This is a genomic window from Streptomyces sp. NPDC091289, assembly GCF_044757365.1.
In the GTDB taxonomy this organism is placed as follows: Bacteria; Actinomycetota; Actinomycetes; order Streptomycetales; family Streptomycetaceae; genus Streptomyces.
This window is the reverse complement of sequence record NZ_JBIVUT010000003.1, coordinates 353,434-371,181: the sequence shown is the minus strand read 5'-3', so window position 1 is coordinate 371,181 and position 17,748 is coordinate 353,434. Positions and strand designations below refer to the sequence as shown.

Genomic DNA, 17,748 nt, shown 5'->3' with positions numbered 1-17,748 from the left:
GGTCTCCGGCCTGGGGTCTCTAGGGCGTGTCCGGGCCGGGGTCTCTAGGGCATGTCCGGGCCGGGGATCTCGGCGAGCACATCCGTGTAGAGCGAACGCCGGTCGGGCCGGGCGTGGGCCGCGGCCCGGCGCAGGACCGGAACAGCCGCCCCGCCGAAACCGACGAGCGCGTCCCGGGCGGCCCTCCGGACCACCGGCTTCGCGTGGTCGAGGAGCCGGACGAGGTCGGGCAGCGCGGGCTCCCAGGAGGCGCGGCCGAGCGTCCGGACCGCCATGCGCACCACGTCCGGCAGCGGATCGGACAGCAGGAGCGCGGTGAGCCGGGCGTGGGTGTCCCGGTCGAACAGGGCGCGCGAGGTCCGGTGGGCGTGCAGGCGCACGCCGGCACGCGGATGGCGCAGCAACTCCTCGACCAGCGCCCGCACCCCCGGGTCCGGGACGGCTCCGGGCGCGGGCGCGTGCTCCTCGACGAGCCGGGTGAGCACCCGGCGGGTCTGCTCGGGCGTTCCGGTGCGGGCCAGACCGAGCAGTTCCGGCAGCGACGGGGGGTCCGCCGGGGCCGCCGGTCTCCGTGGCGGGGCGCGCAGGGCGTCGAGCGCGGCGGCGTCGTCGTGTTCGGCCCCGGGTGCGCGCAACGGGCCGTCGACGAGGACGAGCGCGTCGGCCAGGGCGTCGCGGCCCTCGGTACGCAGAAGGCGCTCGGCCCTGGTCAGCGTGGGGGTCCGGAGCAGCCGCAGGCCGGTCAGCAGGTCCAGCAGCCCGAGGTCGCCCGCCTCGATGCGAGGCGCCAGGAGGTGGGCGAGGGCATCGGCCCGAACGTTGCGCAGCGTGGTGCGGGCCGCCTCGTGCACAGCGGGCGGACCGTGTTCCCACCACCGGACAAGCAGCGGGACGAGCGGGGGCAACTCGTCCCCGGACAGCCGGGCCGCCCAGCGCAGCGCCCGCTCGGGCAGCACACCGTGAGCGGTCAGCTCCGCGACGGCGGGGTGGCGACCGCCGGTCGGGCCGGTCTCTCCCGGCTCTTCGGCGGCGTGGGCGATGAGGTCCAGGGAGGTGGCGTCGGGGAGTACGTCGACCCGGCCGCGCAGATACGCCCGCAGCACGGCGAGCGACGCCTGCGGCTCGGGCCAGTCGCACAGGGCCCGCGCGGCGGTGGTGCGGCGCTCCGGACTCCCGGTGTCCAGCATGGCCAGCAGCCGGGCCCGCTGGGCGGCCGACCGGGGCTGGTCGAGATCGTCCGCCCGCACCGGACGCGACGAGGCTCCGGGGGCCGCGCTCGCCGCCCTGGTCTCGGCGATGGTCCACTCGGGCGCGTCGAGCGGCTGGAGTTCGGTCATCCAGTCGACAAGTCGGCCCCGCACGCCGGGCGCGGCCCCGGGATACGCCTCGACGAGCGCGGAGAGCAGCTCCCGGGACCCGGGCCCGGCGGTGGCGCGGCCGGCCCCGGCGGGGGCACCGCGCTCCCGGAACTCCGCCAGCGTTTCGGGCGTCCGTACCGCCACGGCCAACTCCGCACGCCATACGGCTGGTTCATCGGATGCCGCCCGTTCCTCCGGTACGCCGAACGCTTCACGGAGCACGGCGGGCGCGGCCTGCCAGGGGTCGGCGCCGAGGTGAGCGGCGGCCAGGGCCCGGTCGAGGTCGGCGCGGACGAGCACCGCCCCCAGCCGTCGGAGCAACGTCAGAGCGGAGGCGGCCGCACCGGGCCGGCCGTCCGGGCCCGCGGGCGGCAACCTGCGGATCCCCTCGACGACGGTGAAGCGCTGCACGGCGGACAGGTGCGGTGCGACGGCGTGTACAACGTCGGTCAGCTCCTCGACCGACCCGACCGACGCGGCCACGGTGACCGGCCCGGCCGACCCGGCCGACGCGGCCGACCCGGCCGACGCGGCCACAGTGACCGGCCCGGCCGACTCGCCCCCGGTCGTGGCGGCGTCGAACACATCGGTCACCGTGGCCGCGTGCCGGACGAGTACCGCCACCTCGTCGGCGGACCACGGCCCCGGGCACAGGCGCAGGGCGCACAGCAGCAGGCGGCCGCGGAGTCCGGCGTCGCCGATACTGTCGGCCAGCCCGAGCCAGTGACCCAACAAGGCGCGTGCCACCGGCAGTTCGTCGGCGACGCGGGCTTCCGGGAGTACGGGACGCCGGGCGATGCGCAGGGCGAGCGCCGGGTCCCATCCGGCCCGCAGCAGAGCCGCCACATCGGGGTCGGACCCGCCCGGCAACCCGCGGTGGGCGCCGGGCGGCTTCGGCACACCGTGCCGGGCCAACGACTCCGCCAGGTCCGCCACGGAGCCGGCGGCGAGCCGGACGACGCCGTCGGCGACGCGTGCCAGCAGCGCGGGGACGACCGGCGAGGCCCCCGCGTCGAGGGCGAGCACGGCGCGGGCGGTCACCTCGCGGTCGAGGGCGCTCACCAGGAGACGGCGGGTGCGCTCGTCGCGAGCCGCTTCGGCTGCGGCGAGGAGCGTCGCGGCGTACGCGCTGCCCACGATGGCGCGCAGCGCCCGTGTCAGTGCGGACCGCAGCCCCGGGTTGTCGTCGCGGCCGAGCGCCCGCAGGACATGCGGGACGGAGGCGGGCGCGCCCGCGTGGAGGAGGGTCGCCGCCGCGGTCTTCCTGATGTTCATGTTCGGGTGGTGGAGGCAGGTAGCGACGGCCTCGCCCGCCCAGCGGGCCCGTGCCGTGCCCAGGGCCAGGAGGGCCGCCCGTACGGTCCGGATGTCCGGGTCGGAGACCAGCGGGACGAGCGTCGCGGACAGAGCGCGGGCGTCCCTGCCGGAGGCGTCGTGGGCCAGCAGGGCGATGACGTGCTTGCGCACGTGCGGGTCGCGGCCGCGCAGCAGGCGGTGCACCCGGGCGCGGGTGGACGGGGTCGCGGGGACCTGGAGCAACGCCTTGAGCAGTACCGCCTGTTCGCCGCCGGTGAGCCCGGGGCGCTCCAGCAGGCCGAGCACCGTCGCGGTGAGGAACGCGTGGCCCGCGCCGGCGCCGTCCTCGGCGTCGAGCAGACAGACGGGCCTGATCCGCCGTCGTCCCCGCAGCCTGCGCCCGAGGGCGCGCACCGCTTCCAACGCCTCGTGCGGCAGCTCCGGTTCGCCGTCCGGCCGGGCCGGGGCTGCGGGTTCGACGCCGGGCCACGGGGCGACCGTCCTCGGCCGGGGCGGCCCGGGCACGTCGTCCCGGGCTGCCGCGAGATCGCGCACGATGCGCAGGAGCAGGTCGGCGACGAGGGACTGGCTCCCCGTACCGGCGTACTCCGTGATCCTGCGCAGCGACGCCACGGGGTCGTCCACGTCCACACGGGCGCGCAGTACGGCCAGTTCGCGCTCGTCGGGGGCGCCGAGGTCGGCCTCGACGTCGCGCGGGAGGGCCCGGGGGTCGAGCCGGTCGAGCAGGTCCCGCCGCTGCCCCGGGTCATGGGTGAGGTGCCAGAGGATCGCCAGTGCCCGATCGCGTACGGGGCGCAGTTCGGGTGCGACCGGGAGGCGGGGGAATCCGTCCGGGGCAGTGGGCGGGCCGTCCGGGGCGGTGGGCGGGCCGTCCGCCGGATCGCCCGCGCCGAGCCCCCGGGCCAGCGCCGATCGCGTACGGTCGCCGCCGATGGCCTCCAGGGCATCCAGCGCGGCGGCCGGGGCCGTGGCCAGCAGGGCGAGTACGGACTCCTCGGCACCCGGGGGGCGCAGGACGCGGATCGCGTCGAGGAACGGGCGCGGGGCGAGGGCGGCCGGGAGGAGCCGCGCGACGGCCTCGCCGATGGGGATGTCGGCGGCTCCCTGCCGCGACAGGGCGACGAGCAGTTCCAGCCGGCGCGGCCAGTCCGGGGCGGTGGGCGGGGCGTCGATGAGGGCGTCGAACAGTGGGCGACGGCAGGTGTAGAGGACCGTGGCGACGTCCTCCGCCGGAAGGGTGTGGTCGGCCAGGGCCAGGGCGAGGAGCGGCCCGACATCCGGCTCCGCCGGGAAGTGGCCGCGCCGGTGCAGTCCGCGCAGACAGGTCAGCACGGGCCCGGCGAGCAGGAGGGGGTCCGTGGCGGCCAAGGCCACCAGGCGGGCGATGTCGGTGCGTTCCGCCTGCTCGCCCAGGAGTTCCGCGGCCTGTCGGCGCAGTGCCGGAGGCCCGGCCGGGTCCTCGGCGGTGGTCCACAGCACCGTGTGGTGACCGTGCCGGGCCGCGGTGACGAGGGCGGCGGCCGCGAGGGCCGCCGCCGGCCCGGCACGGTCGGCACACCGACCGTCGCGGGCGCCCGCCGACCGGGTCAGCGGTGACGGGGGCAGGGGCGTCACCGCCGCCCAGGGCTCGGCGAGTTCGCGCAGCGCACCGGTCACGACGTCATGGTCGGGCGCGTCGAGGAGCCGGACGAGCCGGCCGCGTACGAACGCCGGTGCGAGCAGTCCGGCGTGCAGCCCGTCGCGGGCCAGCCGCAGCGCCTCGGCCCCGAGGACCGGGTCGCCGGTGTCGACGAGTTCGGCCACGAGCAGGTCGGGGCGGTGCGCGTCGGCGGCGGCGCTCTCGCGGACGGCCCGGTAGAGGAGTTCGCCGGCCGGTTCCGTGCGGAGGACCGCCGGGTCGCCGAGGAGTTCGGTCCGCAGCCAGGCGATCCGTACCCGGGCGGGCAGCACGGCGGCACGCCAGTCGGGCAGCCGGTGCCGCGGCGTCCGCGTCACGAGGCGGGCGTGCAGCCCCGCGAGCAGGAGGGATTCCTCGGGCGACTCCCCCGGGGTGTCGGGCAACAGGCGAGCCACCAGGGCGAGCCGCTCGGCATCTCCGGCGCCCGAGGTCTCCGGGGCATCCGAGGCGCCCGGGACGTCCGCGGCGCCCGGGGCATCCGGGACGTCCGTGGCACCCATGGCACCCGACGCGCCCAAGCCGCCCAAGTCATCCGTGCGTTCGGCGAGGAGGGTGAGGCCGAGGTGCCGCATCCGGGGCGCGGTGTGCCGGACCATCCGGGCGAGAAGTTCCGGCGGGCAGGTACGGGCGTCGAGGCGCCGGGCGAGCAGACCGGTGTCGGCGCGGTCGAAGGCGTCGCTGATCGGATCGTCCGGGGGGATGGTCACCGACGGAGCGTAGACGGCCGGTTCACTCCTCCGCCTCGGGATATTCGGACGCCCGGTTCCGCACCGGCCCCGCCGTGATCGATGATGTGGCCCGGGGCCGCCGCCCCGGCGGGAGCAACAGCCGTTGGACGAAGGGGTTGTGATGCGGAATCTGCCACCGGACCCGGCGACGACGGACGCGCGGGAGGTGCCCCGTACGGGAGAGGACGCCCAGGTGATCGTGGTGGGGGCGGGCCCGGCCGGCTCGTCGGCCGCGTATCACCTGGCGCGGGCCGGAGTGGACGTGATCCTGCTGGAGAAGGCCCGCTTCCCCCGGGAGAAGGTGTGCGGCGACGGCCTCACCCCGCGCGCGGTGCACCAGCTCATCCGGATGGGCGTCGACATCACCGCACCGGGCTGGACGCGTTCGCGCGGTATGCGCTGGGTGGCCGGGGAGCACCGGGTGCACATCGAATGGCCCGCGCTGGGCCGCTACCCGGACTTCGGCCTTTCCCGCAGCCGGCACGACTTCGACGACATCCTGGCCCGGCACGCCGTGGCGGCCGGGGCCCGGCTGTACAGCGGCTGGAAGGCGGAGCGGCCACTGACGGACCGGGCGGGCCGGGTCACCGGGGTCTCCGCGTCCTCGGACTCCCCCGACGTCCCGGAGCCGGTCGACTTCCGCGCGCCGGTCGTCGTCGCCGCCGACGGGGCCTCCGCCAGGCTCGCCCTGGCCCTCGGCCTGGAGCGGGACCCCGGGCGGCAGATCGCGACCGCGGCCCGGCGCTACTACCGCAGCCCTGAGCGTTCCCAGGAGGAGTATCTGGAGCTCTGGGCCGACCTCCGTTTCCCCGGCAGTGGCCCGTACCTGCCCGGCTACGGGTGGATCTTCCCGATGGGCGACGGCCGGGTCAACGTCGGCCTCGGGGCGCTGCCCCACCGGCGGCACGGCAAGGCGGACCTGCGCGCGACCCTGGACCAGTGGCTGGCCCGGACCCCGGAGGAGTGGGGGCTGCGCGAGGAGAACGCGGAGGGCCCGGTCCGCAGCGCGGCCCTGCCGCTCGGTTTCAACCGCCATCCGCTGTACGCGCGCGGGCTTCTGCTGGTCGGCGACTCCGGCGGGATGGTCAGCCCCTGGAACGGCGAGGGCATCGCCCAGGCGATGGAGGCGGGCGAGGTCGCGGCCGAGACCGCGGCCCTCGCCCTGGCCCATCCCCGGGGGCCCCGCCGCGAACAGGTGCTGCGCGGCTACCCGGTGGAGATGAACCGCCGCTGGGGCCGCTACTACCGCCTGGGCAACACCGCCGCCGACCTGATCTTCAGCCGCTCGGGCTTCCAGCCGGTGCTCAACCGGTACGTCATGGGCTCCCCGTTCCTCCTCGACGCGCTGGCCCGGCTGCTCACCGACCTGACGGACAAGCCCTCGCGCGATGTGATCGACCACGTCCTCAACACGGCGTTCCGTCTCGTCCCGGCCCCGAGGCCGGGCCTGCGCGGCGGCGGCCGGGTCCGGAAGCGCTGACGGCAGGGCGAGGCGGGGCGGGGCGGGGTCATCTCCGGCCTCAGCCTCGTCCTGCTGCCGGCCGTTTCGCGGCCGCGGTGATGGTGGTCGCCGGAGCCACCGCGATCGCGGCCATCCACCCGGAGCGGGACGCCCTGCGGATCCGGGCCGCCGCGACGGCGCGGGCGGACCGGTGACGCACGCTCCGGCCCCGTGAGGGCCGGTCAGGAGGCGGCGGGCCCAGGGGCGTCGTCCGACTGCGGCCCGTCGTCCGCGCGCAGAGCACGGCGTGCCACCGCGACGAAGTGCTCCTTGGCGTCCTCGAGTTCATCGGGCCGCGCCTGCCCGCGCAGACCGTCGACGATGCCGCAGGCCGCCCGGTGGACCTCGGGCGGCCCCTCCAGGGCTACCTCGGCCAGGGCCGACGACAACGTCACCGTTCCCGGGTCACCGCCGACTCCGGTACGCGCCGCCGTGACCGCGCGCTCGGCGGCATCGAGGAAACGCACGTAGGTCTGCCGACGCAGGTCGAGCACGCGCACCGCGGCCTGTTCCCGCAAGGTCATACGGACCGTGGCGAGCATCGCGTCGGCCTGCCGCTCACCGGCCAGCCGGGCGGCCTCCGCCTGCCTGATGCCGGCACTGCGGCCGTACCAACCGGTGACGGCACCACCCGCGATGGCGGCCGCCGCCGTGATCAGTGCGATCACCCATTCACTCATGACCGGCATTGTCCCGTCCGGCAGGTGGCGCGCGCCGCCGTCCTCGTCGACTGGGACGGGGATCACGTGGGCGCGGTCGTGCCGGCGCGGGAGCGATACGATCGCCGTATGCCGTCCCGAGCCCGCAAACAGCGTCTGATGTGGGAAAACCGCCCCTTCTCGGACCCGTCCCACGGTAGAATTCAATGATTGGGGCGACGGGCGACGGGCGACGGGCGACGGGCGACGGGCGACGGGCGACGGGCGACGGGCGACGGGCGACGGGCGACGGGCGACGGGCGACGGGCGACGGTTCTGTTCGCCGTGCGGTCGGCTGTGGCGCTGTACCGCCTCCTCGACGTACTGCCGGTGCTCGCCGGTGACGACCGGATCAGCACACGCTTCACGCTGGTGCCGGGATCGGATTTCAGTGCGGATGCCCTGACGGCTGTCGACACCGCGGGAGCCCGCATCATCCCGTGGGACGAAGCCCGAAGCCGTACGTTCGACCTGGTGCTGGTCGCCAGCCCGAAGGGTGATCTGCGGCTGCTGCACGGTCACCGGGTGCTCCTCCCGCACGGCGCCGGTTTCAGCAAGACGATCCGCGGCGAGGGCTCACCGGATTCCGCATCCGGCCTGGATCCGAAGTACCTCCTGTCCGGCGAGGGCAGTTGGGCGACCGTGCACGCCCTCGCCCATCCCCATCAGGTCGACCGGCTGCGTGCCGCGAGCCCGCACCACGGCGAGAAGGCGCAGGTCGTGGGAGATCCCACCCTGGAACGGCTGCTCGCCTCCCGTTCCCTCCGTGACCGGTATCGCGCCGCGCTGGGCACCGGCGCACGGCGGCTGGTGGCGATCACCTCCACCTGGGGCCCTCGGTCGCTACTCCGGCAACGCCCGGATCTCCCGGCGGAGCTGGCCGCCGTGCTGCCTCACGACACCCATCAACTGGCGCTGGTCGTGCACCCCAACGAGCGGGCCCGGGTGGGAACGTTCGAGCTGCGGGAGCACCTGGCGCCCGCCCTCGACGCGGGCATGGCGCTCGTCGGGGCCCATGAGGAGTGGGCCGCCACGCTCATCGCCGCCGACGCGCTGATCACCGACCACGGCTCGGCCGCCCTGTACTACGCGGCGGTGGCCGACCGTCCGGTGATCGCCGCCTGCGACGGGGGCGACGAGCTGATCGCGGGCAGCCCGATGGCCCGGTTGCTGGGGACGGTCCCCCGACTGGGCCCGGCCGGGGATGTTCTCGACAGTCTGACGGCGTACCGTCCGGGGTCCGGACCGGCGGCGGCCCGGGCCGCGTTCGCCGAGCAGGGACACGCTCTGGACCGGATGCGGCAGCTGCTCTACGGGCTGCTCGGTCTTCCCCTGCCCACCGTGCCGGTCGAACCGCGGACGCTGCCCGCCGTGTCCCCCACGACGCGCACACCGGTCGCCTTCGATGTCTTCCTCGACCGTGCCGGGGACCGGGTGCGGGTGGACCGCTTTCCCGCTCATACGGGGCTCCCGGGGAATCACCTGGCCGTCGAATACGGTGCGGCCGGCGAGCGGAACGTCCAGAGCGCCGGGTTGCTCTACCGTCGCCCCCTGATCACCGGGCCGGGCCCGCTGGACGCCGCCTGGACGGCGGGCGGCTGGTCGGCCCATGCGCTCGACCGGTACCCGGGCTGCCGGGCGGCGGCCGCCGTGCTGGCCTCGGGGACGAGCGTCCTGCGGGTCCGGGGCGACGACCGGCTGCTCGCCGTCCGGACCGAGCCCCGGATCGAGGGCGGCCGTGTGGTGCGCGCCGATCCGGCGGCCGCGCTCTCCGCCGTGCACGCCTGGGTGCTGAAGCGGGAGGAGCCGCCGCCCGCCTTCCACTGCCTGCTCGGCCACCGCGACTTCCGGGTCGTGGTGTCGCCCGCCACGGCGGCCGAGGAGGCCCAGACCTTCTGACCGGCCCTGCGCGGGGGGCCTCAGGCCAGTCCGTGCCGACGCCTGAGCGCCTCGGCGGCGTCCCGGTGCTCCTCTGCCTCGGTCATGTTCCCCTCGTCGTCCGCGACCTGGGCGAGGACGTCCAGGGCACCGGCGGCTCCGAGGTCCGAACTCCTCGCCCTGGCCGCTTCCAGCGACGCCTCGACGAACCCGCGGGCCTCGGCGCTCCGGCCGACCAGGCGCAGCGCCTGCCCGAGGGCGAGCCCGGTACGGCCGGTCATACGCGCCCGCCCCTGCGCCACGGCCACCGAGTGGGCCAGGGAGAGCAGTTCCACCGCCGACTCCGGATCACCGAGCTTGAGGCGGGCCTCGCCCAGCCGGTACGTCAGCAGCATCTCTCCGTACGGGTTGGGGATCGCCCGGTGCAGGCCGCGGCACTCCTCGAAGTCCTGGACCGCCGAGGGCCAGTCGCCCCGTACGCCGTTCAGCGTTCCCCGGAACTCCACGACGGAGGCGCGCAGCTTCGCGTCCCTCGTCGAGTCGCCCAGCATGTGCGCCCCGGCAGCAGCATGACGGAGCGCGTCGCCGGCTTCCTCCGTCCGCCCCGACTGCCAGAGCGAGCGGGCCAGTTGGCAGTGGGTGCGTACGATGGCGGGGATGTTGTTCCCGGCGCGCACGGCGGACTCGTTGGCCGTACGGAAGACCTCGGTCACATCCGTCTGGTGCGGGTGATCGAGGAAGAACGTCCATACGGGTTCGCTCAGCTGCCAGGCCTCGTCGTCCCAGCCCCGCGCGTGGGCGAGCCGAACACAGGCGAAGAGGGTGTGCCGCTCCTCGTACAACCACTGTGCGGCCCGTAGTTTCCGTGCCTCGGCCACGGCCGGGTCCGGGGCTTCCGCCGGGTTCTCCAGGAGGGCGTCCGGGGCTCCTTCGCGTTCGAGCACGTCCTCCGCGAGGGTCAGGCGCGGACCCGCGGCGAACCGGTCCGCCAACTGCCCCTGGTACAGCACCCAGCGTACGAACCGGAGCTGGGCCTCGGCCAGTTCACCGTCGGCGGCGTCCAGACGCGCCCGGCGCCGGGCGTGATCGCCGAGCCACTCGGGGAGGCGGACCCGGCCGTTCTCCCGGTGCACCAGGTCCCGGATGTCCAGGAATCCCGCCCCGTTCAGCTCCTGCAGGGCGTCGTCGCAGGCTTCGTCCCCCAGTCCCAGGAGCGCTGCCGCGGCTTCCCTCGTCAAGGAGATGTCCGGGACCCCGGCCAGCAGACGGTACAGAAGAGCGGATGCCGGCCGTAATTCCTTGTACGTCTCGTCCCAGAACGGTTCCACTTCCGCGATTCCCTTCTCCCCGAATTGCGCGGACAGCCCTGCGGTCAGCCGTGACAGGGGAAGCAGCGGATTTCTGCGCAGCCAGGCTCCGGCGGCACGCAGCGCGGCGGGGAGGCCGGAGCAGAGCCTCACCAGTTCCCTGGCGGCGGTCGGATCGGCTGCCAGGCGGCGGTCCCGGACGAGGAGACCCAGCAGTTCCAGCGAGACGGACTCCGGGAAGGAGGAGAGGGCGATCTCCAGCGCCGTGCCGTCGGCCAGATCGGGGAGCGGCCCCCGGCTCACCAGGATGACCACGGCAGCGCCCGACGGCGGCAGCAGAGGAGTGACCTCGGAGCCGTACTTCGCATTGTCCAGGACCAGGATCAGGGGTTCGTCCCCCGTCTTCCGCCAGTACTGTCTGCTCCGGTCGTCGAGCCGGGCGGCGAGCGTCTCCACCCCCAGCGAGGTGAGCAGATGGCCGAGTACGTCCCCGACGTCGAGCCGGCCGCGCAGCCGGAACCGGTCGAGGTCGGCGGTCAGCACCCGCCCTCCGGTCCGGGCGCACCAGGTGCGGGCGATCCGGTGGGCGAGCTCCGTTCTGCCCAGTCCGGCGGGTCCCCACAGCACCACGGGGAACGCGCGGTTGGGGGCGGTCCACTCCCCCAGCCCTTCGAAGACCTGCGCCGTCTCGTCCTCACGGTCGACGAAGTGCGCGATCTCCGGCGGAAGTTCCGTTGTCATCCTGGTCCGGCCCCGTCCACGCGATCAGCATTGCCCAGGCGAAGGGTACGCAGGTTCGGGCGGGAAGGAGCAGGATCCCGCGTACGTGTCCGGCATCGCCCGGGAGCGAACAGGGCTGATGGGCGTACGGTTTCGGCGACAGGCGACAGGCGACCGGTGGACCGGAGGAACGGTGGACCGGAAGACCGGAGGAACGGACCGATGACGGTATGAGGATCACCGCGCGCGGGCTCAACCGCTCCACGCTCGCCCGGCAGTTGCTGCTGCGGCGGGAGCCGCTGGACGCCTCCGAGGGGATCCGGCGGGTGGTCGCGCTCCAGGCCCAGCAGCCGGCCTCGCCGTACGTCGCGCTGTGGAACCGGCTCGCGGGGTTCGACCCGGCCGGGCTCGACGCGGCGTTCGCGGAACACGTGGTCGTCAAGGCGACGTTGATGCGGCTCACGCTCCATGCCGTGCACGCGGATGACCACCCGGCGTTCCGGGAGGCCATGCACCCGGTGGTGCGCGCGTCCCGGCTGAGCGCCCGCTTCACCGCCTCCGGGCTGACGGCGAAGGACGCCGACGCGCTGGTCCCCCGGCTGCTGGAGTTCGCGGACCGGCCCCGGACCACCGCCGAGTGCGAGGCCTGGCTGGGCGAACAGCTGGGGGAGCCGCCGAAGGCCGGGGCGTGGTGGGGGCTGCGGCAGTACGCACCGCTGCTCCACGCGCCCACCGCGCCGCCGTGGTCGTTCGGTCACCGGCCCTCGTACATCGCGCCCCGTACCGGTCCTCTGCGGGCGGATCCCGATCCGGAGGCGTCGGCAGCGGCCCTGGTGTCGCTGGCCCTGCGCTACCTCTCGGGGTTCGGGCCCGCCTCGGTCGCGGACGTGGCGCAGTTCGCCATGGTCACGCGGGCCAGGGCGCGGGCGGCGCTGGCGGACCTCGCCAGGGGCCTGGAGCTGCTGACGGGCCCGGCGGGCGAGGAGTTGTTCGACCTGCCGGGCGCCCCGCGTCCGGACGGGGCGGAGCCCGCGCCGCCCCGGCTGATGGCGATGTGGGACAGCGTCCTGCTGGCGTACGCGGATCGCGGCCGGGTCCTCCCGGAGGCGTACCGCAGGACCGTGATCCGTGCGAACGGTGACGTCCTGCCGACGCTGCTGGTCGACGGGTACGTGGCCGGGGTGTGGCGTCCGGTCGCCGGGGGCATCGAGGCCACCGCGTTCCATCCCCTGCCCGACGAGGTCTGGGAGGAGCTCGCCGCCGAGGCCCGGTCGCTGGTGGGGTTCCTAGCCGACCGCGAACCGGAGGTCTACCGGCGCTACGGCCACTGGTGGAGCCGCCTCCCGGATGCCACCGTGCGGCTGCTGCCCGGGGGTTGAGCCGGGCAGTCCGATCCGGGAACCGCGAACGGATGCTCTACAGCCCTGTAGATTCAGCCCTGTCGTCCAGTCCGCTCCAGAGAAAGCAGCAACCATGTTCGGGATCGGCGAACTCACCATCCTTCTCCTGGTGATCGTGGCGGTGCTGGCCGTGAAACGGCTGCCCGAGCTCACGCGATCGGCCGGCAAGGCGGCACGCATCCTCAAGAGCGAGAAGCAGGCCCTCAAGGACGACGAAGACCCCCGGTCGCCTCGCCGCGTGATCCGCGGCGAGGCGACCGAACGCGACACGCCGTAGACCCGCGAGCCCTAACGCCGGTCGTCGTCGAACGCGCGGTGGAGCGTGTAGCGCCGGTGGTCGGCTCCTTCGGGGTGGCAGCGCGTGGCGGGATTCCCTCGGTCATGGACACTCCCGGGAACCGCGCGGACACCCTCCGCAGTTGTGCGGATGGCCCCGCCCGGGGCCGCCCGCCGTCAGGGCGGGGAATTACGCTCCCAGGAGGCAGCAGTGGCCCAGATCGACCTGGACAAGGTGCTCGACAAGGCTTACGCGGACAAGGACCTGACCACCATCCTCTCGGCTCCCGTGGCGGCCCTGAAGGGGGTCTCGGACCGCGACGGCGAGCTGCTCCAGGAGGCGTTCGGCGTCAAGACGGTGGCAGATCTGGCCAAGTTGAAGTACGTCCGCTGGGCCCAGGCGCTCGCCGCCCTGGACACCAGCTCGTCCTGACCGGACGGTGTCCGCCCGCCGGAGCGATCCGGCGGGCGGACACCGCGTGCTACAGCGGTGTCGCCGCTTCCAGGACGAGGAACAGCGCGACGGCCGCGTTCAGCGCGGAGAGCGCGGAGACGGTCGTCCCGGCCGCGGCGACGAGCGCGGCGGCGCCGGCCGGGGTGAGGGCCGGGGGCCAGCCCCGGTCCGGCGGCACCGGGCCCAGGAGTGCTGCCACCCGGCGCGGCACCGGCCCCGCTGCGGCGAAGGCGGCGAAGGCCGTGCCGCCGGGGGCCGGGCGGGAGACCAGCGCCGCCTTGCCGACCGCGCGTGCGGTCAGCCGGCGGTCGCCGGTGACCCGGGCCGCCTCCTCGTCCGCCCAGCGCTCCGTGCTGTAGACCAGGGCCCCGAGCAGCGGCCACAGCAGGGGGTTGACGCAGCCGGCCAGCCGCGTCGCGAGCAGCAACCGGTGGTGGCGGCCTGCCAGATGGGCCCGTTCGTGGGCGAACAGGGCCCGGCGCTCGGCCGGTTCGAGGGAGGCGAGCAGGGCCGTGGAGACCATCACCCGTCCCGGGGAGCCGGGGAGTGCGTAGGCGTACGGGACGTCGTCGGGCAGCACGGCGACGTCGTCGCCGCCCGACAGACCTTCGAGCGCCCGGTGGGCCCGGGCCCGGAAGCGGTAGTGGCGATGGACGGTGAACCCGCAAGCCCCCGTGACGGCGACGAGCGCCAGGATGGACGCCTTGCCCGCGAACGCGTCGTGCGGCACGGCGTCGCGGACCTCGTCGTCGGACCAGCCGTCGGGCAACGGGTTGCCGGGCAGCTGGGCCGTGCCCACGACCACCAGCAGGCCGAGGCAGACCAGGCTGCAGGAGGCGAGGATCACGGCGACGGTGGTCAGCAGCCGGGCCGCCCTGCGGGGGTGCAGGTGCTGTTCGGCCAGGCGCGCGATCGGCAACGCGGTCAGGGGCAGGACGAGGGGCAGGTAGACGAAGACGCCCATCGTCAGCGCTCCGGCCGGTCCGAGGGCGACGCTCCGGTGCCGTCGGGACCGCTCTCGGCGAGCAGGGCCCGCAGCAGGTCCTCGTCGTGCGAGGAGAGGACGGAGACGAAGCTGGAGAGCACCGCGTCACGGTCGCTCTGCTTGTCGAGGAGCCGACGCATCCGCAGGGCGGCGAGCCCCGCCTCGTTCGCCACCGGCTCCCACAGGACCGGGCGGCCCCGGCCGCTGCGCGTGACCGCCTGCTTGGCGTGCAGACGCGTCAGGATCGTGATGACGGTGCTGTACGAGAGGCCCGCGCCGAGTCGTTCCAGCACCCAGGCGGCGGTCACCGGCTCGCTCGCCCCGCCCAGTACCGAGAGCACCTGGGCCTCCAGCTCGCCCTGGCCACGCCTGCGGACAGGCGTTTCCCGTTCGCCACCGGCTCCTTCGGCGTCCACGGCCCGACCTCTCTCTCCGTCTCGCAGCCCGGTCGTGGCGCTTCGCCCGCCGGGCATCGGGAAATCGTATCCAGCCGGCGACGGTGCCGGCACCGGCCGAGGCCCGGCCGGTCGCCTCCTGCCCCGAAAATCTACAGTGCTGTAGATTTTATTCATTGCCGCAGCGTGTCCGCGCCGTCACCCGTGGCGTGGCCGCCACCACGTGAACACCCGTCACCGCACAAGGGAGAACATCATGGGCGTCAGCCTCGCCAAGGGCGGAAATGTCTCGCTGAGCAAGGAGGCTCCCGGGCTGACCGCGATCCTCGTGGGTCTCGGCTGGGACGTCCGCACCACCACCGGCACCGACTACGACCTGGACGCGAGCGCGCTGCTCTGCGACGAGGCGGGCAAGGTGCAGTCCAACGAGCACTTCATCTTCTACAACAACCTGAAGAGCCCCGACGGTTCGGTCGAGCACACCGGGGACAACCTCACCGGTGAGGGCGAGGGCGACGACGAGATCGTCAAGGTCGACCTCGCCTCGGTGCCCGCGACCGTCGCGAAGATCGTGTTCCCGGTCTCGATCCACGAGGCGGAGGGCCGGGGCCAGAGCTTCGGCCAGGTGCGCAACGCGTACATCCGCGTGGTGAACCAGGCGGGCGGCGCGGAGATCGCCCGCTACGACCTGAGCGAGGACGCCTCCACCGAGACGGCGATGGTCTTCGGCGAGCTGTACCGGCACGGCGCCGAGTGGAAGTTCCGTGCGGTCGGGCAGGGTTACGCATCCGGCCTGAGCGGCATCGTCGCCGACTTCGGCGTCAGTCTCTGAGCCGCCGGAATCCGGACACGTACGACCCCAACCACGTCACGACAGGCACCGAAGGCGGAACGATGACGATCAATCTCACCAAGGGCCAGCAGGTCAGCCTCACCAAGTCCGGCGGCGGCGAGCTCGGCGTCGTACGGATGGGTCTTGGCTGGAAGTCCGCTCCCCGTAAGGGATTTCTGGCGCGGCTGACCGCCCGCGAGATCGACCTGGACGCCTCGGCGGTGCTCTTCGCGGGCCCGGACCCGCAGGACGTCGTCTTCTTCCAGCACCTGACCAGCGACGACGGTTCGGTCCAGCACACCGGGGACAACCGGGTCGGCGGGGCGGGCGAGGGCGGCGACGACGAGTCCATCGTCGTCGACCTGCGGCGCGTGCCGGTCCATGTGGACCAGATCGTCTTCACGGTGAACTCGTTCACCGGCCAGACCTTCGAGGAGGTCGAGGCGGCCTTCTGCCGGCTGGTCGACGAGAGCAACGGCCAGGAGCTGGCCCGGTACACGCTGACCGGCGGCGGGCGGCACACCGCCCAGATCATGGCCAAGGTCCAGCGGACCGGCTCGGGCTGGCAGATGACCGCGATCGGCGCGGCGGCGGACGGGCGGACCTTCCAGGACCTCATGCCCGCGGTCGTGCAGCACCTCTAGGACGCCTCGGACGCCTCACCGGACAGCGGCGGGGGTGCCGTACGCGTCGCGTGCGCACCCCCGTCGGCAGTCGTAGGACCACCCGCACACAGGTATCGACCGAGGGACAGCATGGGCAGACCTTCCCGGCTCGGGGACGAGGACCGGTCCGACTACGCGAGCGCACTCGACGAGGTGATCGCCTCCCCGGAGATCGGGCGCCTGCTCGAACGCTCGGGAGTCCCCGGCGACCGGCTGCGCGTCCGGGGCCTGGCGGCCGTGGCACGCACGACTCCCGCCGCCGACGCCGAGTACCGGCGGTACGCGGACCTGCGGAGGCAGGCGCGTGGCGGGCGACGGGACGCCGGGCTGCCGTCGCTCTCCGGACCGGGCGATCAGGAGCGGCCGGGTGCCGGGGTGCTGGCGGTCCTCGGGGTGCTGACGCCGGTGCTCGCCGCCGTGGCGGCGGCGACGTTCCTGATCCTCGGGTACGGGCTGCGGCTCGCCGAGGCCCTGCCGGCCCTGGCGGGCACCCTCGTCGGGGTCGGCTGGTTCAGTCTGGTGGTCGCGGCGGTCGCGGGGCTGGTCAGCGTCGTCGCCCTCTACCGCACGGCGGCGCAGCAGTCGGCGGACGGCCCGGCGGCGGTGCCCGACCGGTCCCTCACCCCCGCCGTCGAGGACTCCCGCGAGGCCTGGCTCGCGGTGCTGCGCGACCGGGGGATCCGGCCGTTCCTCCTCCAGGAGCTGGCCGAGGCGGCGGTGCCCGGGCAGGGTCCGGGCGAGGGGCACGGCTCCCGCTTCAGCTCACCGGCGTTCGCAGGGCCTGAGTTCTCCGGTCCTGGCTTCGAGGGCTCCGGTGGGCCCGTCCCCCCGCGGCCCGGACCAGCGCGTCCATGACCCGGGTGTCCTCGCCCATCTCCGGGTGCCACTGCACCCCGAGCACCAGGCTTCCGTGCCCGGGGAGTTCCAGGGCCTCCACCGTCCCGTCGGGCGCGTGCGCGGAGGCCACCAGGCCGTCGCCGAGACGGTCGACCGCCTGGTGGTGGTAGGCGGGGACCACGGCGGTCTCCGGCACGGCGTCCGCGTACGCGGTACCGGGTACGGGGGTCACCGGGTGGCTGCCGAAGACGCCGGGGCCGCCGGTGTGGTCGTCCAGGTGCTGGTGCAGGGTGCCGCCGAGGGCGACGTTCAGCAGCTGCATGCCCCGGCAGATGCCGAGCAGCGGGACCTGCCGCTCCATCGCCGCCCGGATCAACGCCAGCTCCCAGGCGTCGCGTTCGCGGGCCGGGGGGCCCGTACGGGGGTCGGCGACCGCCCCGTACCTCGCCGGTTCGACGTCCGCTCCCCCGGCGATCACCAGCCCGTCCAGGGCAGCGACGGCGTCCCGGGCCGCGTCCTGCGCGTCGTCGGGCGGCAGCAGCACCGCGAGTCCGCCCGCCGCCCGGACGAGTCGGGGATAGCCGGCGGGCAGCAGCACCACGGGCATCTCCCACACCCCCCAGCGGGCCGGGTCCTGGTAGGTGCTGATGCCGATGACGGGCCGGGACATGGAAACGTACTCCTCGTTGGGTCGTGGTGCTGGACGGAAGGGGCGCGGT

At 74.6% G+C, this 17,748-nt stretch carries 14 protein-coding genes; 8 read left to right on the top strand and 6 right to left on the bottom strand.

The features are described from left to right. Window positions 1-44: 44 nt before the first annotated feature. Entirely contained in the window at window positions 45-5,060 is a 5,016-nt protein-coding gene (locus ACIQPT_RS05780; protein WP_401153035.1) for a HEAT repeat domain-containing protein, read from the bottom strand. A 142-nt stretch (window positions 5,061-5,202) separates the two neighbouring features. Here ACIQPT_RS05780 and ACIQPT_RS05775 point away from each other — a divergent pair, with 142 nt between their 5' ends. Beyond that, window positions 5,203-6,561, top strand: coding sequence for a geranylgeranyl reductase family protein (locus ACIQPT_RS05775; protein ID WP_401153033.1), 1,359 nt, complete (start codon window positions 5,203-5,205; stop codon window positions 6,559-6,561). Between the two features lie 203 nt (window positions 6,562-6,764). Here ACIQPT_RS05775 and ACIQPT_RS05770 read toward each other — a convergent pair whose 3' ends face one another. Further along, complete coding sequence (locus ACIQPT_RS05770; protein WP_401153031.1) at window positions 6,765-7,262, bottom strand: hypothetical protein; 498 nt, start codon at window positions 7,260-7,262, stop codon at window positions 6,765-6,767. A 303-nt stretch (window positions 7,263-7,565) separates the two neighbouring features. Here ACIQPT_RS05770 and ACIQPT_RS05765 point away from each other — a divergent pair, with 303 nt between their 5' ends. Continuing rightward, entirely contained in the window at window positions 7,566-9,179 is a 1,614-nt protein-coding gene (locus ACIQPT_RS05765; protein WP_401153068.1) for a translation initiation factor 2, read from the top strand. Between the two features lie 20 nt (window positions 9,180-9,199). On the opposite strand, the gene ACIQPT_RS05760 is transcribed toward ACIQPT_RS05765, so the two are convergent. Continuing rightward, window positions 9,200-11,206 carry a regulator gene (locus ACIQPT_RS05760; RefSeq protein ID WP_401153029.1) on the bottom strand — a complete coding sequence of 669 codons (2,007 nt, stop codon included), beginning with the start codon at window positions 11,204-11,206 and terminating at the stop codon, window positions 9,200-9,202. A gap of 209 nt (window positions 11,207-11,415) precedes the next feature. Between ACIQPT_RS05760 and ACIQPT_RS05755 the strand changes: the two genes are divergently transcribed. From ACIQPT_RS05755 to ACIQPT_RS05745, 3 genes are all read left to right on the top strand, one after another. Beyond that, complete coding sequence (locus tag ACIQPT_RS05755) at window positions 11,416-12,564, top strand: winged helix DNA-binding domain-containing protein (protein WP_401153027.1); 1,149 nt, start codon at window positions 11,416-11,418, stop codon at window positions 12,562-12,564. A 94-nt stretch (window positions 12,565-12,658) separates the two neighbouring features. Further along, window positions 12,659-12,862, top strand: a complete 204-nt coding sequence (locus ACIQPT_RS05750; protein WP_401153026.1) for a twin-arginine translocase TatA/TatE family subunit — start codon at window positions 12,659-12,661, stop codon at window positions 12,860-12,862. 210 nt (window positions 12,863-13,072) lie between these two features. After that, window positions 13,073-13,294 (top strand): hypothetical protein, encoded by a 222-nt coding sequence (locus ACIQPT_RS05745; protein ID WP_401153025.1) that lies wholly within the window; start codon window positions 13,073-13,075, stop codon window positions 13,292-13,294. Window positions 13,295-13,343: 49 nt separating this feature from the next. On the opposite strand, the gene ACIQPT_RS05740 is transcribed toward ACIQPT_RS05745, so the two are convergent. Together ACIQPT_RS05740 and ACIQPT_RS05735 are read right to left on the bottom strand one after the other, a co-directional pair. Then, window positions 13,344-14,279, bottom strand: coding sequence for a M56 family metallopeptidase (locus ACIQPT_RS05740; protein ID WP_401153024.1), 936 nt, complete (start codon window positions 14,277-14,279; stop codon window positions 13,344-13,346). A gap of 2 nt (window positions 14,280-14,281) precedes the next feature. Continuing rightward, the gene (locus ACIQPT_RS05735; RefSeq protein ID WP_401153023.1) at window positions 14,282-14,716 is read right to left on the bottom strand and encodes a BlaI/MecI/CopY family transcriptional regulator; all 435 of its coding nucleotides are present in this window, start codon (window positions 14,714-14,716) and stop codon (window positions 14,282-14,284) included. A gap of 235 nt (window positions 14,717-14,951) precedes the next feature. Here ACIQPT_RS05735 and ACIQPT_RS05730 point away from each other — a divergent pair, with 235 nt between their 5' ends. From ACIQPT_RS05730 to ACIQPT_RS05720, 3 genes are all read left to right on the top strand, one after another. Continuing rightward, on the top strand, window positions 14,952-15,527 hold the full coding sequence (locus tag ACIQPT_RS05730; protein WP_392953112.1) for a TerD family protein: 576 nt from the start codon (window positions 14,952-14,954) through the stop codon (window positions 15,525-15,527). Window positions 15,528-15,589: 62 nt separating this feature from the next. Further along, window positions 15,590-16,171 (top strand): TerD family protein, encoded by a 582-nt coding sequence (locus tag ACIQPT_RS05725; protein WP_392953115.1) that lies wholly within the window; start codon window positions 15,590-15,592, stop codon window positions 16,169-16,171. Window positions 16,172-16,282: 111 nt separating this feature from the next. Beyond that, window positions 16,283-17,047, top strand: coding sequence for a hypothetical protein (locus ACIQPT_RS05720; protein ID WP_401153021.1), 765 nt, complete (start codon window positions 16,283-16,285; stop codon window positions 17,045-17,047). On the opposite strand, the gene ACIQPT_RS05715 is transcribed toward ACIQPT_RS05720, so the two are convergent. After that, window positions 16,950-17,699: a gamma-glutamyl-gamma-aminobutyrate hydrolase family protein gene (locus ACIQPT_RS05715; protein ID WP_401153019.1), complete on the bottom strand. Its 750-nt coding sequence runs from the start codon at window positions 17,697-17,699 to the stop codon at window positions 16,950-16,952. The genes ACIQPT_RS05720 and ACIQPT_RS05715 overlap by 98 nt on opposite strands. Window positions 17,700-17,748 lie beyond the last annotated feature (49 nt).